The 18,264-nt window shown below is 51.0% G+C and carries 15 protein-coding genes; 3 read left to right on the top strand and 12 right to left on the bottom strand.

What is annotated here, in order from left to right; genetic code table 11:
* Positions 1 to 200: 200 nt before the first annotated feature.
* From csrA to ACJJIM_RS14370, 11 genes are all read right to left on the bottom strand, one after another.
* Positions 201 to 395, bottom strand: a complete 195-nt coding sequence (gene csrA, locus ACJJIM_RS14320; RefSeq protein WP_091391203.1) for a carbon storage regulator CsrA — start codon at positions 393 to 395, stop codon at positions 201 to 203.
* A 229-nt stretch (positions 396 to 624) separates the two neighbouring features.
* Positions 625 to 1,857: an aspartate kinase gene (locus ACJJIM_RS14325; protein WP_413662880.1), complete on the bottom strand. Its 1,233-nt coding sequence runs from the start codon at positions 1,855 to 1,857 to the stop codon at positions 625 to 627.
* A 132-nt stretch (positions 1,858 to 1,989) separates the two neighbouring features.
* On the bottom strand, positions 1,990 to 4,599 hold the full coding sequence (gene alaS, locus ACJJIM_RS14330; protein ID WP_444911305.1) for an alanine--tRNA ligase: 2,610 nt from the start codon (positions 4,597 to 4,599) through the stop codon (positions 1,990 to 1,992).
* Between the two features lie 72 nt (positions 4,600 to 4,671).
* The gene (locus tag ACJJIM_RS14335) at positions 4,672 to 5,019 is read right to left on the bottom strand and encodes a histidine triad nucleotide-binding protein (RefSeq protein ID WP_413662882.1); all 348 of its coding nucleotides are present in this window, start codon (positions 5,017 to 5,019) and stop codon (positions 4,672 to 4,674) included.
* A gap of 4 nt (positions 5,020 to 5,023) precedes the next feature.
* Positions 5,024 to 5,209, bottom strand: a complete 186-nt coding sequence (locus tag ACJJIM_RS14340) for a Trm112 family protein (RefSeq protein WP_108734085.1) — start codon at positions 5,207 to 5,209, stop codon at positions 5,024 to 5,026.
* Positions 5,210 to 5,348: 139 nt separating this feature from the next.
* Complete coding sequence (locus ACJJIM_RS14345) at positions 5,349 to 6,182, bottom strand: lysophospholipase (protein ID WP_444911306.1); 834 nt, start codon at positions 6,180 to 6,182, stop codon at positions 5,349 to 5,351.
* Positions 6,183 to 6,221: 39 nt separating this feature from the next.
* Complete coding sequence (locus ACJJIM_RS14350; protein WP_444896479.1) at positions 6,222 to 7,232, bottom strand: class I fructose-bisphosphate aldolase; 1,011 nt, start codon at positions 7,230 to 7,232, stop codon at positions 6,222 to 6,224.
* 48 nt (positions 7,233 to 7,280) lie between these two features.
* On the bottom strand, positions 7,281 to 8,759 hold the full coding sequence (gene glpK / locus ACJJIM_RS14355) for a glycerol kinase GlpK (protein WP_444896478.1): 1,479 nt from the start codon (positions 8,757 to 8,759) through the stop codon (positions 7,281 to 7,283).
* A gap of 99 nt (positions 8,760 to 8,858) precedes the next feature.
* A complete protein-coding gene (locus ACJJIM_RS14360) occupies positions 8,859 to 9,344 on the bottom strand; it encodes a regulatory protein RecX (RefSeq protein ID WP_444911307.1) in 486 nt (161 codons plus the stop codon).
* The gene (recA, locus tag ACJJIM_RS14365; RefSeq protein WP_444911308.1) at positions 9,345 to 10,379 is read right to left on the bottom strand and encodes a recombinase RecA; all 1,035 of its coding nucleotides are present in this window, start codon (positions 10,377 to 10,379) and stop codon (positions 9,345 to 9,347) included.
* A gap of 174 nt (positions 10,380 to 10,553) precedes the next feature.
* Complete coding sequence (locus ACJJIM_RS14370; RefSeq protein WP_444911309.1) at positions 10,554 to 11,066, bottom strand: CinA family protein; 513 nt, start codon at positions 11,064 to 11,066, stop codon at positions 10,554 to 10,556.
* 709 nt (positions 11,067 to 11,775) lie between these two features.
* Here ACJJIM_RS14370 and ACJJIM_RS14375 point away from each other — a divergent pair.
* On the top strand, positions 11,776 to 13,809 hold the full coding sequence (locus ACJJIM_RS14375; RefSeq protein WP_444911310.1) for a glycoside hydrolase family 16 protein: 2,034 nt from the start codon (positions 11,776 to 11,778) through the stop codon (positions 13,807 to 13,809).
* Positions 13,810 to 14,325: 516 nt separating this feature from the next.
* Positions 14,326 to 17,025 (top strand): discoidin domain-containing protein, encoded by a 2,700-nt coding sequence (locus ACJJIM_RS14380; RefSeq protein WP_444911311.1) that lies wholly within the window; start codon positions 14,326 to 14,328, stop codon positions 17,023 to 17,025.
* A 162-nt stretch (positions 17,026 to 17,187) separates the two neighbouring features.
* Here the strand turns inward: ACJJIM_RS14380 and ACJJIM_RS14385 are convergent, their stop codons facing one another.
* The gene (locus ACJJIM_RS14385; protein ID WP_444911312.1) at positions 17,188 to 17,622 is read right to left on the bottom strand and encodes a GNAT family N-acetyltransferase; all 435 of its coding nucleotides are present in this window, start codon (positions 17,620 to 17,622) and stop codon (positions 17,188 to 17,190) included.
* A gap of 31 nt (positions 17,623 to 17,653) precedes the next feature.
* Between ACJJIM_RS14385 and ACJJIM_RS14390 the strand changes: the two genes are divergently transcribed.
* Entirely contained in the window at positions 17,654 to 18,259 is a 606-nt protein-coding gene (locus ACJJIM_RS14390; protein WP_444911313.1) for a tRNA-uridine aminocarboxypropyltransferase, read from the top strand.
* Positions 18,260 to 18,264 lie beyond the last annotated feature (5 nt).

The raw sequence follows: 18,264 nt of genomic DNA on the forward strand, positions 1-18,264 counted from the left end.
TGAAAGTGGGCGGCATAATACCAACGGCTCGGCAAAAAGCAATGGGGAATCAATAACTTTTTGCACTTTTTTGTCTTCTCGAACAGGAAATGGGCAAGACGTTCAAAAAAAAGACTTTTCCGCCAAAGTCACCGGTGAAAATATCTACAGCACAAAATAAAAAAGGCCGGAAAGCCGGCCTTTTTTAGGGAACTGTTTCACTACTCGTTGCCACCCTCCTCGGAGGATTGCTTTTCGCGCTGGATGCGCTGATAGATTTCTTCACGGTGCACGGCAACTTCTTTAGGGGCATTGACACCAATACGCACCTGATTGCCTTTCACCCCCAGCACGGTAACCGTGACATTGTCGCCAACCATCAGCGTTTCGCCAATTCGGCGGGTTAAAATCAACATTACCTACTTCTCCTTGATCATCCTGTGATAAAGAGCAGCCGGCGTTCCCCTGGAACTGCTCTTACTTGGTCATCATAACCGGATGGCGGTGCACAAAAGGCTAAAAACTAACCTTCACACTCTTCAGTATTGACCAGTCGAACAAAATCTCAACAGGTTGCATGCTACGTCGAGCCACTGAATTGTAATTGGTTGTTTTTTCCGCCTGCAGGCCGGCTATAAAATCTCGTTACCTTTCTTTGTCTGAAAGCTCAAACTCGCTATGCAGCGCCCGAACAGCCAACTCTAAATAACGTTCGTCAATAATCACTGAGATCTTAATTTCAGAAGTAGTGATCATTTGGATATTGATATTGTCTTCACCCAGGGCACTAAACATACGACTTGCCACATTTGCATGTGAACGCATACCTACGCCAACAATAGAAACCTTGGCGATCTTGTCGTCTGTGATCACCTCTCGCGCACCAAGTTCCGCAGAAACTCGCTCTAAAACATCACGAGCCTTACCTAAATCATTGCGGTGAACAGTGAAGGTGAAATCAGTCGTGCCATCGACAGCACTGATATTTTGAACAATAACGTCGACTTCGATATTTTCAGCGCCGACCGGTGCCAGGATTCGGCATGCAACCCCAGGGGTATCCGGCACTCCGCGAATTGTCAGTTTTGCTTCATCGCGATTAAACGCGATACCGGATACAACTGGCTGTTCCATATCGTTATCTTCCTCATCCAGGCTAATCAGGGTTCCGTTACCCTCTTCAAAAGTTGAGAGTACGCGCAGGGGAACCTTGTATTTACCGGCGAACTCTACGGCGCGGATCTGCAGAACCTTGGAGCCAAGACTGGCCATTTCCAACATTTCTTCAAATGTGATTCGATCGAGTCTGCGTGCACTGTCGACCACTCGAGGGTCAGTGGTATAGACCCCGTCCACGTCGGTATAAATCTGGCACTCGGTAGCATCTAACGCCGCAGCTAACGCCACACCCGTCGTATCAGACCCACCGCGCCCAAGTGTGGTGATATTGCCATCGTCATCCACTCCCTGAAAACCAGCCACAACTATGACTTTGCCTTCATCGAGATCGGTGCGCATTCGCTCCACATCGATACTTTGAATGCGAGCTTTGGTATGAGCATTATCCGTAAGAATTTTTACCTGCCCACCCGTGTAGGAACAGGCGTCATAACCACGCTTCTTCAGAGCCATGCTCAAAAGGGCAATTGTGACCTGCTCTCCTGTGGAAACCAGAACATCCAATTCTCTGGGGTCTGGTTTTTCCTGGATTTGATAAGCGAGATCAATCAGGCGATTAGTTTCACCACTCATGGCAGACAAAACGACAACCATGTCATGTCCCTGAGCGCGAAACGCGGCGACTTTATCGGCCACAGCTTCAATTCGCTCAATTGAGCCAACTGAAGTCCCGCCATACTTCTGCACGAACAAACTCATAACTTACTGTGTTTCCTTAGCTCCACAATAAGTACGCTTCCTGCCCAACTCGTGCAGGCGCGCACTTAATCACCAAACCTCTGCGAAATCAACTCAACTACGAATTCAGACCACTAATTTGACAAAACTTAACTAGTTTAAGGATTGCTCTATCCAATTTGGCACTTCTTTCAGCATATTAGGGAGCGCAGATACATCGGTTCCACCACCCTGGGCCATGTCTTTTCGACCGCCACCCTTACCGCCCAGTTTCCCGGCAGCAAAGCGCATAAGGTCACCAGCAGAAAGCCGATCTGTCAGGTCTTGGGTAACTGCGGCAACCAAAGCCACCTTTTCATCGCCCGGAGCTGCCAGCAGCACCACGCCGCTGCCTAGCTTGTTCTTCATTTGATCCGCCAAATCTCTCAGTGATTTGGGGTCAGCTCCGTCAATAGAGGTTGCCAGCAGCTTAAAGCCCGCCAACTCAATGGCCTGAGCGGAAAGGTCTCCGCCAGCACCGCTGGCCAACTTGGTTTTTAACTGGGCAATCTCTTTTTCCAGCTTTCGATTGTTAAGCAGCAGCTGTTCAACTTTGTCAGCCAAGGAGTCCGGACGCGCCTTAAGCAGAGTCGCTACATGCTCCAGACGCTGCTGTGCCTGATCGAACAGAGACATTGCGTGAGCGCCAGTAACCGCTTCGATTCGACGCTGGCCGGAAGCAATGCCGCTTTCCCCAACAATGCGAATCAAACCAATATCACCGGTGCGCTTCACGTGAGTACCGCCACACAACTCAACGGAAAAAGCCTTGTCATCGGATTTGCCCATGGAAAGTACACGCACAGTATCGCCGTATTTTTCGCCAAACAGAGCCATAGCGCCCATCGCTTTTGCAGACTCAATATCGGTTTCGTGGGTTTCAACTGGGGTATTTGCGCGAATTTGACTATTAACCAGGGACTCAATCGCGTGTAACTGCTTTGCAGTTACAGCTTCGGGGTGGGAGAAGTCAAAGCGCAGGCGCTCCGAGTCCACCAGGGAGCCCTTCTGGGTAACATGCTCGCCCAGCACTTTGCGCAAGGCGGCATGTAATAGATGGGTTGCAGAGTGATTCAGGGCGGTGGATTGTCGAACATCTGCAGATACGACTGCCTCAAGGGTTTCGCCCACAGCGAGGCCCCCCTTCAACACCTTACCAGTATGCAAATGGTGCGCGCTCTGCTTGGTGCAGTCGCGCACTTCAAAGCGGGCATCACCGGAACTCAAATAGCCACTATCACCTACCTGACCACCGGACTCTGCATAGAAGGGTGTCCGATCCAGAACAATTGCACCCTCTTCACCTTCTTCCAAGCGTTCAACCTGCTCACCACCTTTAACGATGGCCAACACTTTGCCTGTTGCCTCGGTCGCGTTGTAACCGAGAAACTTTGTAGCCCCTTCCAGTTCGAGGACATCGGTATAGTCCTGTTTAAATTTACCGGCAGCGCGAGCTCTCTGACGCTGGGCTTCCATAGCAGCTTCATATCCATCCATATCCAGGGATAGACCGCGCTCACGGGCAATATCCTGGGTTAGGTCTGTCGGGAAGCCGTAAGTATCATGCAGAGTAAATACCAACTCACCGGGGATCTCACTGCCTTCGAGGGAAGCCAGGGCATCCTCTAGCAGCGCCATTCCCTTATCCAGAGTCTTCGCAAACTGTTCTTCCTCTTTGCGCAACGCATTCTCAATCACCTGCTGCTTTTCACGCAGCTCCGGGTATGCGTCACCCATCTGCTCGGCGAGCGCTTCTACCAGCTTGTAGAAGAAGGTGTCTTTGTGCCCAAGCTTGTGGCCATGGCGCACTGCGCGGCGAATAATGCGGCGAAGTACAAATCCACGACCTTCGTTGGAAGGCATTACGCCGTCGGCAATCAAGAATGAACAAGAGCGGATATGGTCGGCGATCACTCGCAGGGATTTCTCTTCCAGGTCGCTGCAGCCAACCACTTCTCCCGCCGCCTTCAGCAGCGCTTGGAACAAGTCAATTTCATAATTGGAGTGTACTCCCTGCATTACAGCGGCAATACGCTCCAGCCCCATGCCGGTATCCACTGAGGGCTTGGGCAGTGGGTGCAGTTCACCATCAGCGGTGCGCTCATACTGCATAAATACCAGGTTCCAGATCTCGATATAGCGATCGAGGTCGTCATTATCGGAACCGGGAGGGCCGCCGGGCACATCGGCACCGTGATCGTAGAAAATCTCAGAACTTGGACCGCAGGGACCAGTGTCACCCATTTGCCAGAAGTTATCCTCATCGAGACGGGAGAAGCGCTCGGCACTCACCCCCATTTCCTTCAACCAAATATCAGCGGCTTCATCATCGCTGATATGTACGGTTACCCAAAGACGCTCCTCCGGCAAGTTCAATACTTTGGTCAGGAACTCCCAGGCAAAGCGAATCGCTTCGCGCTTGAAGTAGTCGCCGAAGCTAAAGTTACCAAGCATCTCAAAGAACGTGTGGTGACGTGCGGTATAACCGACATTTTCGAGGTCGTTATGCTTGCCTCCTGCACGTACACAGCGTTGCGAACTGGTGGCGCGATTGTAGGAACGCTTTTCCTGCCCCAGGAAGGTGTCCTTAAACTGCACCATGCCGGCATTGGTGAATAACAGCGTCGGGTCATTGCCCGGAACCAGGGAGCTGGAGGGCACAATGGCATGGCTCTGCTCAGCAAAATAATTCAGAAAGGCGTCGCGAATCTGTGCGCTTTTCATCCGGCGTAATTCCACTTCGTTAGTTGAGTTTTATTTGATTGGCGTCAGTGACACGGTGTCACTTCTGTTCCACTACTGTGCCAGCCCCTGTTCGGGCATTCTTTTTTGGGCAAGCAGGTGAACATGCAGGTGAAATACGGTTTGACCTGCGCTTCGACCGTTATTAACTACCAGTCGATAGCCCTCGAGCCCCAGCTTGCGCCCCAGTTCTGCCGCCAGCCACATAAGGTGGCCGAGCAGGGATTTATCTTCAGCCTGAGCAGCGGATAAATTCACTAGGGGTTTGCGTGGGATAATGAGGAGATGGGTCGGCGCTTGTGGCGCGCGATCCTCAATAACGACACATTGGTCGTCCTCGTAGATCATCTCAGCAGGGATATCTCCCGAGATAATTTGACTGAAAACGCTGGGTTCACCCATTGGTTTACTTTTCCAGCTTTTCCTCGGCTGTCAGCTGCCGCGCTTCAGATTCCAGCATTACCGGTATACCGTCCCGCACCGGATAGGCTAGACCGCTGGCCTTGCAGACCAGCTCCTGTGTGTCCTCCCGGTATTCAAGCGGCGCTTTACTCACCGGACATACCAACAGGCTCAGCAACTTTTTATCCATGTTCCACCCCACTATTTTCCCTCGGTAATACTTCCGATGGGCAAAAATGACCGCGTATCATACAATGCTTCATACGCTTTTACACGGTATTCGCCATAGCTTCTGCTGCGCCACCTGTTAGCTTTGCGCTTTTTTACCCTTATATGACAGAAGCAGTCTCTACTGAAACAGAATTGAGATGGCTAAGTAGCAGCTCCCGGGCTAAACGTCCCTCCTCTATTTCATTAAATACCTCGTGGTAAGACCTTGAGAAACAGTGTAATTGCTTGTTTTTTGACCCCACCTGCCCAAACCACTTGCGACTGAGTTCCACATCGACAATATGGTCTGATTCCGGCAATAACAGAAGGCAAGGCATGGATATCCCATCCAACCGGCCAGATAAAAACTCCCGCTCCTGCAAAAAAGTCTTAAACCAGCGCAGAGAGATACTGTGATGTACAAGTTCATCACTGACATACCGCTTGACCACATCCGGACTACGAGATATCCACTGACTATTTATCTGATTGGAAAGAGCCAACCCCGGAAGCCAGCGAGCCAAAAATAGCGCGAGCCATAACAGAAGGCCTTTGGGCTCACTTTTACCGCGAAAGCCCGGTGCAGAAAGATTTAAGCTGTCGACAGATTTATATCGAATAGCACAGCCACAGGCGATAACAGCTCCCATACTGTGGCCAAGAAGATGCATCCCAAGCCCGGGGTTTCCACTTTTTACCAAAGAGATAAATTCATTTAGATCCTCACTATAAAGTGCAAAATCCTCAATATCCCCGCGCTTCCCATCCGACAATCCGTGGCCATAATGATCTAAGGCATAGACACTGTACCCTGCTCGATTGAGATCTTCCGCCAGCTCACTGTAACGCCCACTGTGCTCGCCCAACCCGTGGGATATAACCACTACACCCACAGCTTCTTCTACCCACCAGCGCCGGTAATACAGCGTCACTCCCCTGGTGACAAACTCCATTGCAATCTCCTTATTGATTATTATTTTGCTAGCTAATCGCTATTCCAGGGTTTCGCGGTACCTGCCCAGCATGGCCAAATGATTCATGCGGGACCGTTTAAGTAGCGCTTCCTGGGCTGCCTCAACATTCTCCGGGCGCCCCTGCCAAGCAGCGAGTGCTGGCTCTTGTAGTGCGCGCCCATAGGAAAAGCTCAACTGCCAGGGGCCACCACCTTGCTGATTCATTGCATTGAGATTGGCCGTGGCCTCTTCTGGTCCCTGCCCCCCGGAAAGAAAATTAATTCCCGGCACTGCTGCGGGGACCGTTCGCCGCAAGCTGCGCAGGGTGTATTCAGCCACCTGCTCAGGATCAGCCGTTTCCGCCTCCGCACCTGGGGTTACCATACTGGGCTTGAGCAACATCAGTTCCAGTATTACCCCGTGCTGGTGGAGGGCGTGGAACACAGAGTGCCAAACCCGCTCATTTACCGCCGCACTGCGCTCTATATCGTGCTCACCGTCCATCAGAACCTCTGGCTCGACAATAGGAACCACCCCTTCGGCCTGGCATACCGCTGCATAGCGGGCCAACATCTCAGCATTTGCGGTAAGCCCCAGGCGCGTGGGGTTGTGATGGCCTATAGGATAGACTTCACGCCACTTGGCGAAGCGAGCTCCTTGCTTTTTATATTGCTGCAAGCGCTCAGACAACCCGTCCAGCCCGTAGGTGATCATATCCCCAGGCGCTCCAGGCAGGGGGCCCTTGCCCTTATCCACCTTAATGCCCGGCACTATCCCTTGTAACGCAGCGACTTGGGGCAAGGGCTGGCCCTCAGTATCTTTTTGCCCCAGAGTTTCCTCGAACAAAATAACGCCACTGATACATTCACCCAACCCCTTACAGGACAGCAGCGCAGCACGGTAGTCGCGCCGGTTTTTCTCAGTGGAATCCACTCCAATCGTGGCAAAGCGCTTTGCAATAGTGCCGCCACTCTCATCGGCAGCCAGGATGCCTCTTTGACCATCGACCAATGTTGCTACAGTTTCCTCCAGCATATCGATATGTGACATCTCTACCCCTCCCTTAGGTTATTACGCTAAGAGGATAGGCGGTCCAGCCTAAAAAGCTTTACAGGCTTTTACCGCCCTCCGCCAACCAGCCAACAACTGCTCCCTCTCCGCCTGAGTCATTGCCGGCATAAAGTCCCGTTCAATTTCCTGCAAACACTCCGGTAATTCCCTTGGTCGCCAAGTTCCACTGCCAATACCAGCCAGCAACGCAGCACCAATAGCCGTCGATTCAATCTGCTGGGGCCGTTCAACACGCAAAGAGGAAATGTCCGCCTGGAATTGCATCAGGAAATTATTCGCGCAAGCACCCCCATCCACACGCATATGGGTAATCGGCAAGCCCAGGGCCTGCTCCATCAAGCGGGCCAGCTCATCACTCTGGTAAGCTATAGATTCCAAAGTGGCACGCACCACCTCAGCTCGACCAGCCCCCCGACTCAAGCCGCAAATAGTCCCCCGTGCCGATGGGTCCCAGTGCGGCGCACCCAGTCCACTAAATGCAGGCACAAGATAAACGCCGCGGGTATGAGGAATACTCTGGGCGATAATTTCGGTATCCACCGCCTGCTGGATCATTCCCATCTCGTCCCGCAACCACTGTATAGCGGAGCCCGCTGTGAAAACTGAACCCTCTACGGCATAGGCCGGATTACCCTGTGCATCACAGGCCACTGTAGCCAGCAACCCCTGGGGAAGCTCCGGGCGATCCTCGCCGGCAAAAGCCAACATAAAGCAGCCGGTTCCATAGGTGTTTTTTATACTACCGGGCTCGGTACAACCCTGGCCAAACAGTGCTGCCTGCTGATCCCCGGCAACACCACAAATCGGAGCCGATGTGCCGAGAAAAGCGTGGGGGTCTGTATCGGTAAAGTGGCCAGCCGACGGTAGAATTCTTGGAAGAATGGATTCAGGGCACTGGAAAAAATCCAGCAGCTCACTATCCCAGGCTTTATCTTTTATGTTGTACAGGAGGGTACGACTGGCATTGGTGTGATCGGTGAGATGGGCTTTGCCACCGCTCATTTTCCAGATCAACCAGCTATCTACGGTGCCGAAACACAGGTCGCCATTTTGAGCTCGGGTTAGTAAATCCGGGTTACGGCGGAACAACCAAGTCAACTTACTTGCGGAAAAGTAAGCATCCAGCAATAGGCCACTGCGCTCTCGCAGCCAATCAGACCTGCCGAGTTCCCCCAATTCCCGGCATACCTCCGCCGAGCGCCGGCACTGCCACACAATCGCAGGAAAAACCGGCTCGCCGGTATACCTATCCCAGACGATCGTGGTCTCGCGCTGGTTAGTAATTCCCACTGCGGTGATATCCGACGCGCGAACACCAGCGCGCTGGAGTGCTGCGGCACAGACCCGGAGAGTTACCGACCAAATCTCTTCCGCATCCTGCTCAACCCAGCCAGGCTGGGGATAACGATTGGGAATTTCCGAGTAACTGCGACCAATCAGGTGGCCCTTACTATCGAAGATAAAAGCTGTGGTACCAGTGGTGCCCTGGTCAATAGACAGGATCATAGGGTTCTCGCGCTTATTCTTTTAGCCTCTTTCTGTACCTGAAAAATGGCCGAAACCTATCGACCAGTCATTCAGGTAGTAGTCAGAGTATAAGCCCGATTAATTGCCGTCCAGCGCCCAGCTAATCGCATCTGTGGGGAAGCCCCGGTAAGCCAGGTATCGCTGGCGCCGCGCTCGCTCCTTCATCCACTGATCCCGTGGAAGCTCTGCGCTCATAGGGGCCCGGTATTTTCTCTGAAGCATTTCCGCAGCTAACTCAAACCAATCCACTTCCAACTGATCCAGCGCCTGGGCAATTAGTTCACCGCGCACGCCGCGCTGCTGTAGCTCATGGCGAATACGCATCGGCCCCTGACCGCGCTGGACACGGGAGCGGGCAAAAACTTCGGCAAAGCGTTGATCGGATTGATAGTTGAGTTCGTGTAGGCGCTCAAAAAGCGTGTCGAAATCGGCGCTGGGGAATTTTGCCGCGAGCTTTTGCCTCAATTCATGGCGGGAGTGCTCGCGGCGGGTCAACAGCTCAAGCGCCGCGCTGAAAAGCGCTTGAGCTGGATCAGCGGAAAAATCCGCTTTTGAGTACGGCATTTACTCTTCCGGTAATTCCGCAGCCTCTTCAGGGGTCGCAGGCACTAAATCACCGAGCAGCTGCGCACGCAACTGACCTTCAATCTCGTTGCGAATGTCGGGGTTATCGCGCAGGAACTTGGTAGCGTTCGCCTTGCCCTGGCCAATCTTGTCGCCCTTGTAGCTGTACCAAGCCCCAGCTTTATCCACCAGTCCCATCTTCACGCCGTAATCGACGATTTCACCAATCATGTTAATGCCTTCGCCATACATGATCTGGAACTCGGTCTGCTTAAACGGAGGAGCTACCTTGTTCTTAACCACTTTCACTCGGGTTTCGTTACCGACCACCTCATCGCCATCTTTAACGGAGCCGATACGACGGATATCCAAGCGTACAGAAGAGTAGAACTTGAGGGCATTACCACCAGTGGTGGTTTCAGGGCTGCCGAACATAACACCGATCTTCATGCGAATCTGGTTAATGAAGATCGCCAGGGTGTTGGTGTTCTTGATATTACCAGTGAGCTTACGCAGAGCCTGGGACATCAAACGAGCCTGCAAGCCCACGTGGGAATCACCCATCTCACCTTCGATCTCAGCGCGCGGGGTCAGGGCCGCAACGGAGTCTACTACCAGCACATCAACGGCACCGGAGCGCACTAGCATATCGGCAACTTCCAGCGCCTGCTCACCGGTATCCGGCTGGGATACGATCAGCTCATCGACGTTAACACCCAGTTTTTCAGCGTAGATAGGGTCGAGGGCGTGCTCTGCATCCACGAAAGCACAAGTGCCACCCTTGCGCTGGGCCTCGGCAATCACCTGCAAGGTGAGGGTGGTCTTACCGGAAGATTCTGGTCCATAGATTTCAACGATACGGCCACGCGGCAAGCCGCCTATACCCAGGGCCACATCCAAGCCGAGGGAGCCGGTGGAGATCGCAGGAATACGCTCGCGCTCCTTGTCTCCCATACGCATCACAGTGCCTTTACCGAACTGACGTTCAATCTGAGATAGCGCCGCCTTTAATGCCTTGTCTTTATTGGAATCCATGACCATTCCCGTATTTCTGAGCTGAATTGAGTGGTGGCAAGCTTAACGAAGGATTACTGTATAGGCAACCAGTAATTCCATATACTGAGTACCAGCTTCAGACTGAGTGAGCCTCACTTCAAAAAGAAGCCTAAAGCCGGGGCAAACGAACAAAGATTGACCCAGCGGACAAGTTCAAACCGGGTGCTCACGAACAATCCTTAACATTCCCTTCATCGCCTCAACGACCGTCTGCGATTGCACCTCTGCCCGGTTACCACTGAACAGAAAACACTTCGCATCAATCTGCACTGGCTCTTGCCCCTCCGCATGGGCCCAGGCAATCCAAACCGTACCTACCGGCTTCTCGGCAGTGCCACCATCAGGCCCCGCGATACCACTGACCGCAACGGCGAGATTGGCATCCATCATCGCCAGAACCCCACAAGCCATCTGCCGGGCGACCGGTTCACTCACTGCCCCAAACTGCTTGAGATCATCGTTGTCGACACCCAGAACACCGTTCTTGATGCGATTCGCATAGCTCACGATCGATCCATCAAACCAATTCGAAGCACCTGCTATAGAGGTAATAGCCGCCGCAATCGCACCACCGGTGCAAGATTCTGCCGACGTCACACGCCAATCTCTCTTTTCCAGCTCCCCGCCCAACTCTCCGGCAAGCTCAGTTATCTCTCTGTATTCCACCGTTTCTTCCTATTCAACCGCTCCAGGGCCACAACCGAATATTACAGCACAGAAGCGGGCTCTTATTCTGGGTGCCGACCTGCGGCAATCTTGCAAATTCCATTCTAAGTAAGCTGCCCCATACCGAATATACAACCGCCCCTCAGTGGTGAAGCCGCAACCCCTTTAAAAACTCAATCCACGCCGGCTGCACACCGGCGCCGACACCAAAAGATAAACCTCACGCTGTCGAAGCGCTCGCAAGCGGCGGCAGCACTCTAGAAAATAAAACTACCTATGGGAGCCAAATTGCCAATTCTAATTTCCGCCGCCGGCCCACCTTCAAATTAGAATTTAAATTTTAAAAGGGGTCTTAAATCAGCAAATAATTTCAAGCGGGCAACCCAATAAGCAACAACAAATTTAAAAATAAAAACGTAAACAATGTAAAAACACATTAATACGCACTGGCTGATTCTAATTTTAAAGCAGAAAAATTTTGTATATGCGATAAGCTGGACCAGTCTCACGATAAAGGGCCCGGGCTTTCCCTATGCAACAATCGGCTTTTTGTTAGTCTGTTACTGCTGTACTGAATATATAAATATCACAATAAAAAAGCAGATAAATCCCCAAGCCCAACAAGCATTAATCATCGTGGCAGATCACCGCCATTATAAAAATACAATGAAGTTGGCACCCCCATAGATAATTAAAGAAAGACAAAATCATGAATTTAAAAAAATCAGCGATCGCGGCTGCTATTGTAGGCGCCTGTGTGTCCTCACTTGCCAATTCAAAAACTTTGGTCTGGGAAGATAATTTCGACGGCAACAGTATTGATAAGTCCGTTTGGACTTACGATGTGGGTAACTCAGGCTGGGGTAACAATGAGCTGCAAACCTACACCGATGATAGCGCCAATGCCTATGTCGAAGATGGCAACCTTATTATTCAAGCACTGCAAAACGACGACGGCAGTTTTACTTCCGCCCGCCTGAAATCCCTAGGTCGTATGACTTATAAATACGGCACCATTGAAGCCCGCATTAAATTACCTGACCTGGATGCCGGATTGTGGCCCGCCTTCTGGCAGCTGGGTGGCGACTACGGCCAAGTGGGCTGGCCCGCTTGCGGCGAACTGGATATTCTTGAGGCGGGCATGGCCGACGCGCTCAATGCCGGCACGGTCAACTCAGAAGTTTCCGGCGCTTTCCATTGGTGGCATGAATCCGATGATTACACCGGCCAGGCGGACTACGGTCAATCGAAAAACCTTGTTGATGACTTCGGCTCCAGCACTGACCTCACTGAGGACTACCATATTTTCGGTATGACCTGGACACCGGATAGCATCGCCATGTGGGTCGACGACGAAGCCAATGAAATTATTAGCATCGGCAGTGAAGACCCCGCATTTGACGAGTTCCGTCAACACCACTTCCTGATCCTGAACTTAGCGGTAGGTGGCGTCTTCCCGGAGATTTACGCTAACAGTGAAATCACCGCACCGATGCCCGCCAAAATGTATGTGGACTATGTTCGCATCTACGATAACGACGACAGCAGCTACAGTACAGAAATCTCCCTGGCAGAAGACACTGCCAAAACAGGTGATATCGGCGTATTTTCCGAGGGTAGCAACCTCGCCGAATCCCTGGAGCTTGGCACCGATACCGAGCTGTATGTCTGGAACCAAAACAGCATGTCAGCTACTGTCAGCGCCGAAGCTGCCGAGGGTGATGAAGCCCTCGAGTTTGATATTACCGCTGGTGAATGGTTCGGTATGGGTTTCTGGATGCACTATGACCTAAACCTAATGAACTACGAAAACGGTCATCTCAATTTCAAAATGAAAACCACCAGCAGCCAAACTATCGGCATTGGTATTTCCAGTACTGGTGGCGGAGATGCCTGGGTAGACTTGGTGGATGGTGATAGTACCTACGGCCTGGAGCGCGATGGCGAATGGCATCAGGTAAGTATTCCCCTGAGTAAATTGGGAGTGGACTTCAACACTATCAGTCAGGCATTTATGATTCGAGGTGATGCCGCCTCTGAAGATTTTGTTCTGTCCATTGACGACATCTACTTTAGCGAAAGTGTGGAAAAAACAGCCCCGACCGATGTCTTTTCTCTCTACACCGAAACTACAGAGGCCAATTCAACTTTCACACTGGGAACTGATGGCAACCTGTATATTTGGGGCGACACCCTGCTGGAGGCCACTCAAACCCCATTCGAAGGTGAAGAATCCCTCTCCTATTACTCCTCCGGGGCCGGCTGGTTTGGAATGGCATTTACTGCCGACAGCTACTACGATCTATCCGCCTTCGATAATGATACTGCAACGCTGAATTTCGCCCTGAAAACCAGCTCAGAAACCACCTTTAAGATTGGCATGAAGAGCGGTAGCGTCAGCGATATTGGCCAGCAGTGGATTGAATTTGCCAGCGGCTCCGATCCTTATGAATTCGCGCGGGATGGCGAGTGGCACCAAATATCAATCCCCGTTACTGATTTCAGTAGCGAGGTAGATATGTCAAATGTTATTCAGTTATTTGAACTACTGGGCGTCGATGGAGATATCAGCGATATTGAAATTGACGATATCTATTTCTCCGGCGGAAGCTCAGACAGCGATAGTAATGACAACTGTCGCCCACACTCCCATAAGTGCCACCCTCATCATAAAAGGCACAAGCATCGCCATGGAAACTGCACTCCACCTGCACGATGCGCACAGGGACCCCGTAGACATTAAAAATACAAGGGCGCTGCCAAATAGCAGCGCCCCTTTCTTTATTACACCACTCAATCTTTTTCACCAATATCAAAACCTGCCTTATTTGCCGACAGATATTACCTTTTAGGATATGACCCGGCGTAAGACAAAGCATAAAAACAATAAATCCAGATTAAATCGCTTACAATTTTGTTCAATGCAGTAGGGCCGGGAAAAGAATTTCCACACAAAATATTTGCGAACAAAAACACAAAAAAAAATTTTTTCTTTTGTAAAAAAATTACAAGAAATTATCTTTCCGATGTATGCGACAAGCAGGACCACAACTACGACGAGAGGCCTAAATTCACTTCCCTGTAGAACAATCGTTTTGCTAGGCTTTGCTCGTGGCCAGCGCCCGATTTTCAAATGAATTGAAGGAAACTGCAATTTAAGTATCTAGCATTCACTAGATTTACAAATAGTATTTAACTGTGTCACACCATCACTATCAGGCATTTTATTCTTATAAATAATTAACAACGAAAGAAAATCATGATTATTAAAAAAACAGCGATAGCAGCCGCTATTGTCGGCACAATTGTGTCCTCAATGGCCAATTCAAAAACTCTGGTCTGGGAAGATAATTTTGACGGGGACACGATCGATACTTCCGTCTGGACCTACGACGTTGGCAACTCCGGCTGGGGCAACAACGAATTACAAAACTATACCGATGATAGCGACAACGCTTACATCGAAGATGGAAACCTAATTATTCAGGCCGTAGAGGAAAGTGACGGCAGCTTTAGCTCGGCACGCCTTAAATCCCTTGGCCGCCTAACCTACAAATATGGAACTATCGAAGCCCGTATTAAATTGCCAGATATGGACGCAGGCCTATGGCCGGCCTTCTGGCAGTTAGGCAGTGACTACGGCCAGGTTGGTTGGCCCGCGTGTGGTGAGCTGGATATTCTCGAAGGCGGTATGGCCGAAGCGCTTGAAGCCGGCATTGTAAACTCTGAAGTATCTGGGGCCTTCCACTGGTGGCACGAGTCCGATGATTACACAGGACAAGCAGACTATGGTGAATCCAAGAACCTGGTTGAAGATTTTGGCTCCAGTACCGACCTGACTGAGGATTACCATATCTTCGGTATGACCTGGACACCTGAAAGCATTGCTATGTGGGTAGACGATGAAACCAATGAGGTTATCAGCATTGGCACCGATGACCCTGCATTTGATGAATTCCAACAACATCACTTTTTAATTCTCAACCTCGCGGTTGGCGGTATATTCCCACAACTTTACGCCAATAGTGATATCACTGCGCCCATGCCAGCCAAGATGTATGTAGACTACGTGCGTATCTATGACAACGATGACAGCAGCTACAGCACTGAACTCTCCTTCGCAGCCGATACTGCGAAAAGTGGCAACCTTGGTGTCTACGGTGATAGTAGTGAATTTTCCGAATCCCTAACATTTGGCACTGACTCCGAGCTCTATGTTTGGAACAACATGGAAAGCCAGGACAGCAGTGACGCACTTGAATTTGAAGTGGGTACTGGCGAATGGTTCGGCATGGGTGTATGGATGCAGTACGACCTGAATTTGATGAACTATCAAAATGGTCACCTGAACTTCCTGATGAAAACGACCACCAAGCAGACCATCGGAATCGGCATTGCCAGCACCAGTGGTGGAGATGCCTGGGTAGACCTGAGCGTTGACGGAGACACTTTTGGACTTGAGCGCGATGGCGAGTGGCATGAAGTAAGCATTCCCCTAAGCAAATTCGGAGTGGACTTCAACACCATCAGCCAGGCAATTATGGTGCGTGGCGACGCACCATCAGAAGCCTTTACCCTATCCTTCGATGATATCTACTTTAGTGAAAGCGTCGATAAGACGGCACCAACAGGTACCTTCTCTATTTACAGCGAAACTACCGAAGCCGACTCCACTTTCGAGCTGGGTACCGATGGTAATCTGTACATTTGGGGAGATACCCTAATTGAAACCTCCCCCTCCCCCTATGAAGGCTCTGAATCCCTATCCTACACATCATCCGGTGCAGGCTGGTTCGGCATGGCCTTTACCGCTGATTATTACTACGACCTATCAGCATTCGACCACGATACTGCCACACTCAACTTCGCCCTGAAGAGCAGCTCGACAACGACTTTCCAGATCGGCATGAAGAGCGGCAGCGTCGGTGATATTGGACAGAAGTGGATTGAGTTTACCAATGGCTCAGATCCCTACGGCTTTACCCGAGACGGTGAATGGCACCAGATATCCATCCCAGTATCCGACTTCAGTGATGAAGTTGACATGTCCGACGTTATCCAGCTATTTGAACTGCTAGGTGTAGATGGCGATATCAATGATATCGAGATCGACAATATCCACTTCGCTGGCGGTAACGGAAGTAGTGATGACTCTGGAAATGACTCAGATAGCGGCGACGATAGTGACAACAGCGAAGCCGGCGACCAAGACCTAATTGCCCAAGCTATCGTCACCGCCAGCAGTGAGGTCCAATCCATAGCTAATGCCGTTGATGGCAACAGCAGCACCCGCTGGGAAAGCGCCCATGGCGGTGACTCAGTGTGGGTACTTCTGGATCTGGGTGAAGCAGAAGCTCTGAACACCCTAACTATCGACTGGGAAACCGCCAACGCTGCAGCCTATACGGTGGAAGGCAGTAACGACACAGCCTCTTGGACTACGCTGGCCAACTTTAGTGACGGTACCGCCGGAGAGAGAACCGATGAGCACTCTCTAAGTGGAAACTATCGATATGTGCGCCTGTACTTCACTGAGCGCAGCACAAGCTATGGCTACTCCATCTGGGAGCTGGGCTTAACTGGTGGCGACGGTCAGGCTTCAAGTATCTCTGCAACCTCTGAACTGCAAAGTGCTGAACTGGCAATCGACGGAGATAGCAATACCCGCTGGGAGAGTGCCCACGGTGTGGACAATGTCAGCCTGACTTATGATCTCGGCTCTGTGCGGTCCATTGGCACCCTCAATATCGACTGGGAAACTGCCAATGCGGCTGCCTACACTCTGCTCGGCAGTACCGATGGCAGCAACTGGACAACTGTTGAGTCATTTTCTGGAATGGGAACCGGTGAACGCACCGACGCAATCACCGTAGAGGGAAACTACCGTTACCTGAAGATTGACTGCACCGAACGCAATACCGTGTACGGCTACTCCATTTGGGAAATTAGCACTTACTAATTGCAGCTGGTAGTAGCAACTTGGGCAGCACTTTTACAGTGCTGCCCTGCCTATAATCTGTCCCCGAAGGAACTAAAATTCCAAAGCTAGAGGTGCTCCACACCTTTGCACAGTAATTCTTTCTAATTCAAATCCAACCCGAAAATAATAATCTTCCCAAGGCTAGCGGTAGACCATCGCTAGAATCGAGCGCCCCTGCTTCACGTAACCGCAGAATAAATCCCCAACAGGACCACTTAGCTCATTCAATTCAACCCTCTCAAACCCCAAAGAGGAGTAAAATGGCTCTAGGTGGTCGTAGGGAAATGTATAGGTGTCACTATCAAAACGTTCAGCAAGGAGCGTCAACAGCTGCCTTGCAACACCCTGCCCTTGATGATCTGGTGCAACAGCAACTCCGGCCAGGAGCTTAAAGCTCTCATAGCGCCGCAAATAACCGCAGGCAATCACCTCCCCCCGTTCGCCGCGTACTATCCCGCAGTCCTCATGGCGTTTGGCTTTGCCACGAAATCCATACATGCGATAAAATTTGTTCGCTAGCGGAATCTCTATATCTGCCAGCCACTGAACACTATTAGAAGGCTGCGTTTTCGCCATAAACCTGCCCCTGTACCCCTGAAGTAGAAAAATGCCCAGAGAGACCTGTAGCACCTGCCTGCGCCCGCCCAATGTCTGCTACTGCAGTGCGTTGGTGAGCCTGACCAATACCGTAAAGGTGGTGATCATACAGCACCCACAAGAAGAGAAGCACCCGTTCAATACCGGGCGTATGGCGCACCTGTGTTTAAATAACAGCGAAATGCTTATCTCTGAAACCCTTCCTAATCATCAGCTGGACAGGCTACTCGATACACCCAGCGCTCTACTCTATCCGTCACTATCATGGCTACCCCAAACACCCCAATTAGCTGAAGGGAACAATACCCCTAGCCACCAAAATCAGCTGGAAAAGATTGAACAGCTAATTGTTATTGATGCGACTTGGAAAAAATCTAAAAAGATTCTTCATCTGAACCCCAAGCTACAACAGCTTCCAAGAGTCAATCTCAGTGGGGACTTGAAATCCAACTACGCTATTCGGAAAACCACTGTTGCCGATGGTCTATCAACCATTGAAAGTCTTGCCTTGGCTATGGCTCAACTTGAAGATAAAAATGAGTATTCCAAGCTTCTGCAACCATTTGAAAAGATGATTAGCCTGCAACAGCAGAGCTATTCAGTAGAGCCAGCTTAGGGCAT

The organism is Microbulbifer maximicatervae (SeqCode) (assembly GCF_052467615.1).

Bases quoted from the DNA above. Each gene is read 5' to 3' on its own strand.
- ACJJIM_RS14380 (WP_444911311.1), top strand. From the start codon at position 14,326: ATGATTATTAAAAAAACAGCGATAGCAGCCGCTATTGTCGGCACAATT.
- recA (WP_444911308.1), bottom strand. From the start codon at position 10,379: ATGGATTCCAATAAAGACAAGGCATTAAAGGCGGCGCTATCTCAGATT.
- glpK (WP_444896478.1), bottom strand. From the start codon at position 8,759: ATGATCCTGTCTATTGACCAGGGCACCACTGGTACCACAGCTTTTATC.
- ACJJIM_RS14350 (WP_444896479.1), bottom strand. From the start codon at position 7,232: ATGTCACATATCGATATGCTGGAGGAAACTGTAGCAACATTGGTCGAT.
- alaS (WP_444911305.1), bottom strand. From the start codon at position 4,599: ATGAAAAGCGCACAGATTCGCGACGCCTTTCTGAATTATTTTGCTGAG.
- ACJJIM_RS14325 (WP_413662880.1), bottom strand. From the start codon at position 1,857: ATGAGTTTGTTCGTGCAGAAGTATGGCGGGACTTCAGTTGGCTCAATT.
- ACJJIM_RS14340 (WP_108734085.1), bottom strand. From the start codon at position 5,209: ATGGATAAAAAGTTGCTGAGCCTGTTGGTATGTCCGGTGAGTAAAGCG.
- ACJJIM_RS14335 (WP_413662882.1), bottom strand. From the start codon at position 5,019: ATGGGTGAACCCAGCGTTTTCAGTCAAATTATCTCGGGAGATATCCCT.
- ACJJIM_RS14385 (WP_444911312.1), bottom strand. From the start codon at position 17,622: ATGGCGAAAACGCAGCCTTCTAATAGTGTTCAGTGGCTGGCAGATATA.
- ACJJIM_RS14360 (WP_444911307.1), bottom strand. From the start codon at position 9,344: ATGCCGTACTCAAAAGCGGATTTTTCCGCTGATCCAGCTCAAGCGCTT.
- ACJJIM_RS14375 (WP_444911310.1), top strand. From the start codon at position 11,776: ATGAATTTAAAAAAATCAGCGATCGCGGCTGCTATTGTAGGCGCCTGT.
- ACJJIM_RS14345 (WP_444911306.1), bottom strand. From the start codon at position 6,182: ATGGAGTTTGTCACCAGGGGAGTGACGCTGTATTACCGGCGCTGGTGG.
- ACJJIM_RS14390 (WP_444911313.1), top strand. From the start codon at position 17,654: ATGCCCAGAGAGACCTGTAGCACCTGCCTGCGCCCGCCCAATGTCTGC.
- csrA (WP_091391203.1), bottom strand. From the start codon at position 395: ATGTTGATTTTAACCCGCCGAATTGGCGAAACGCTGATGGTTGGCGAC.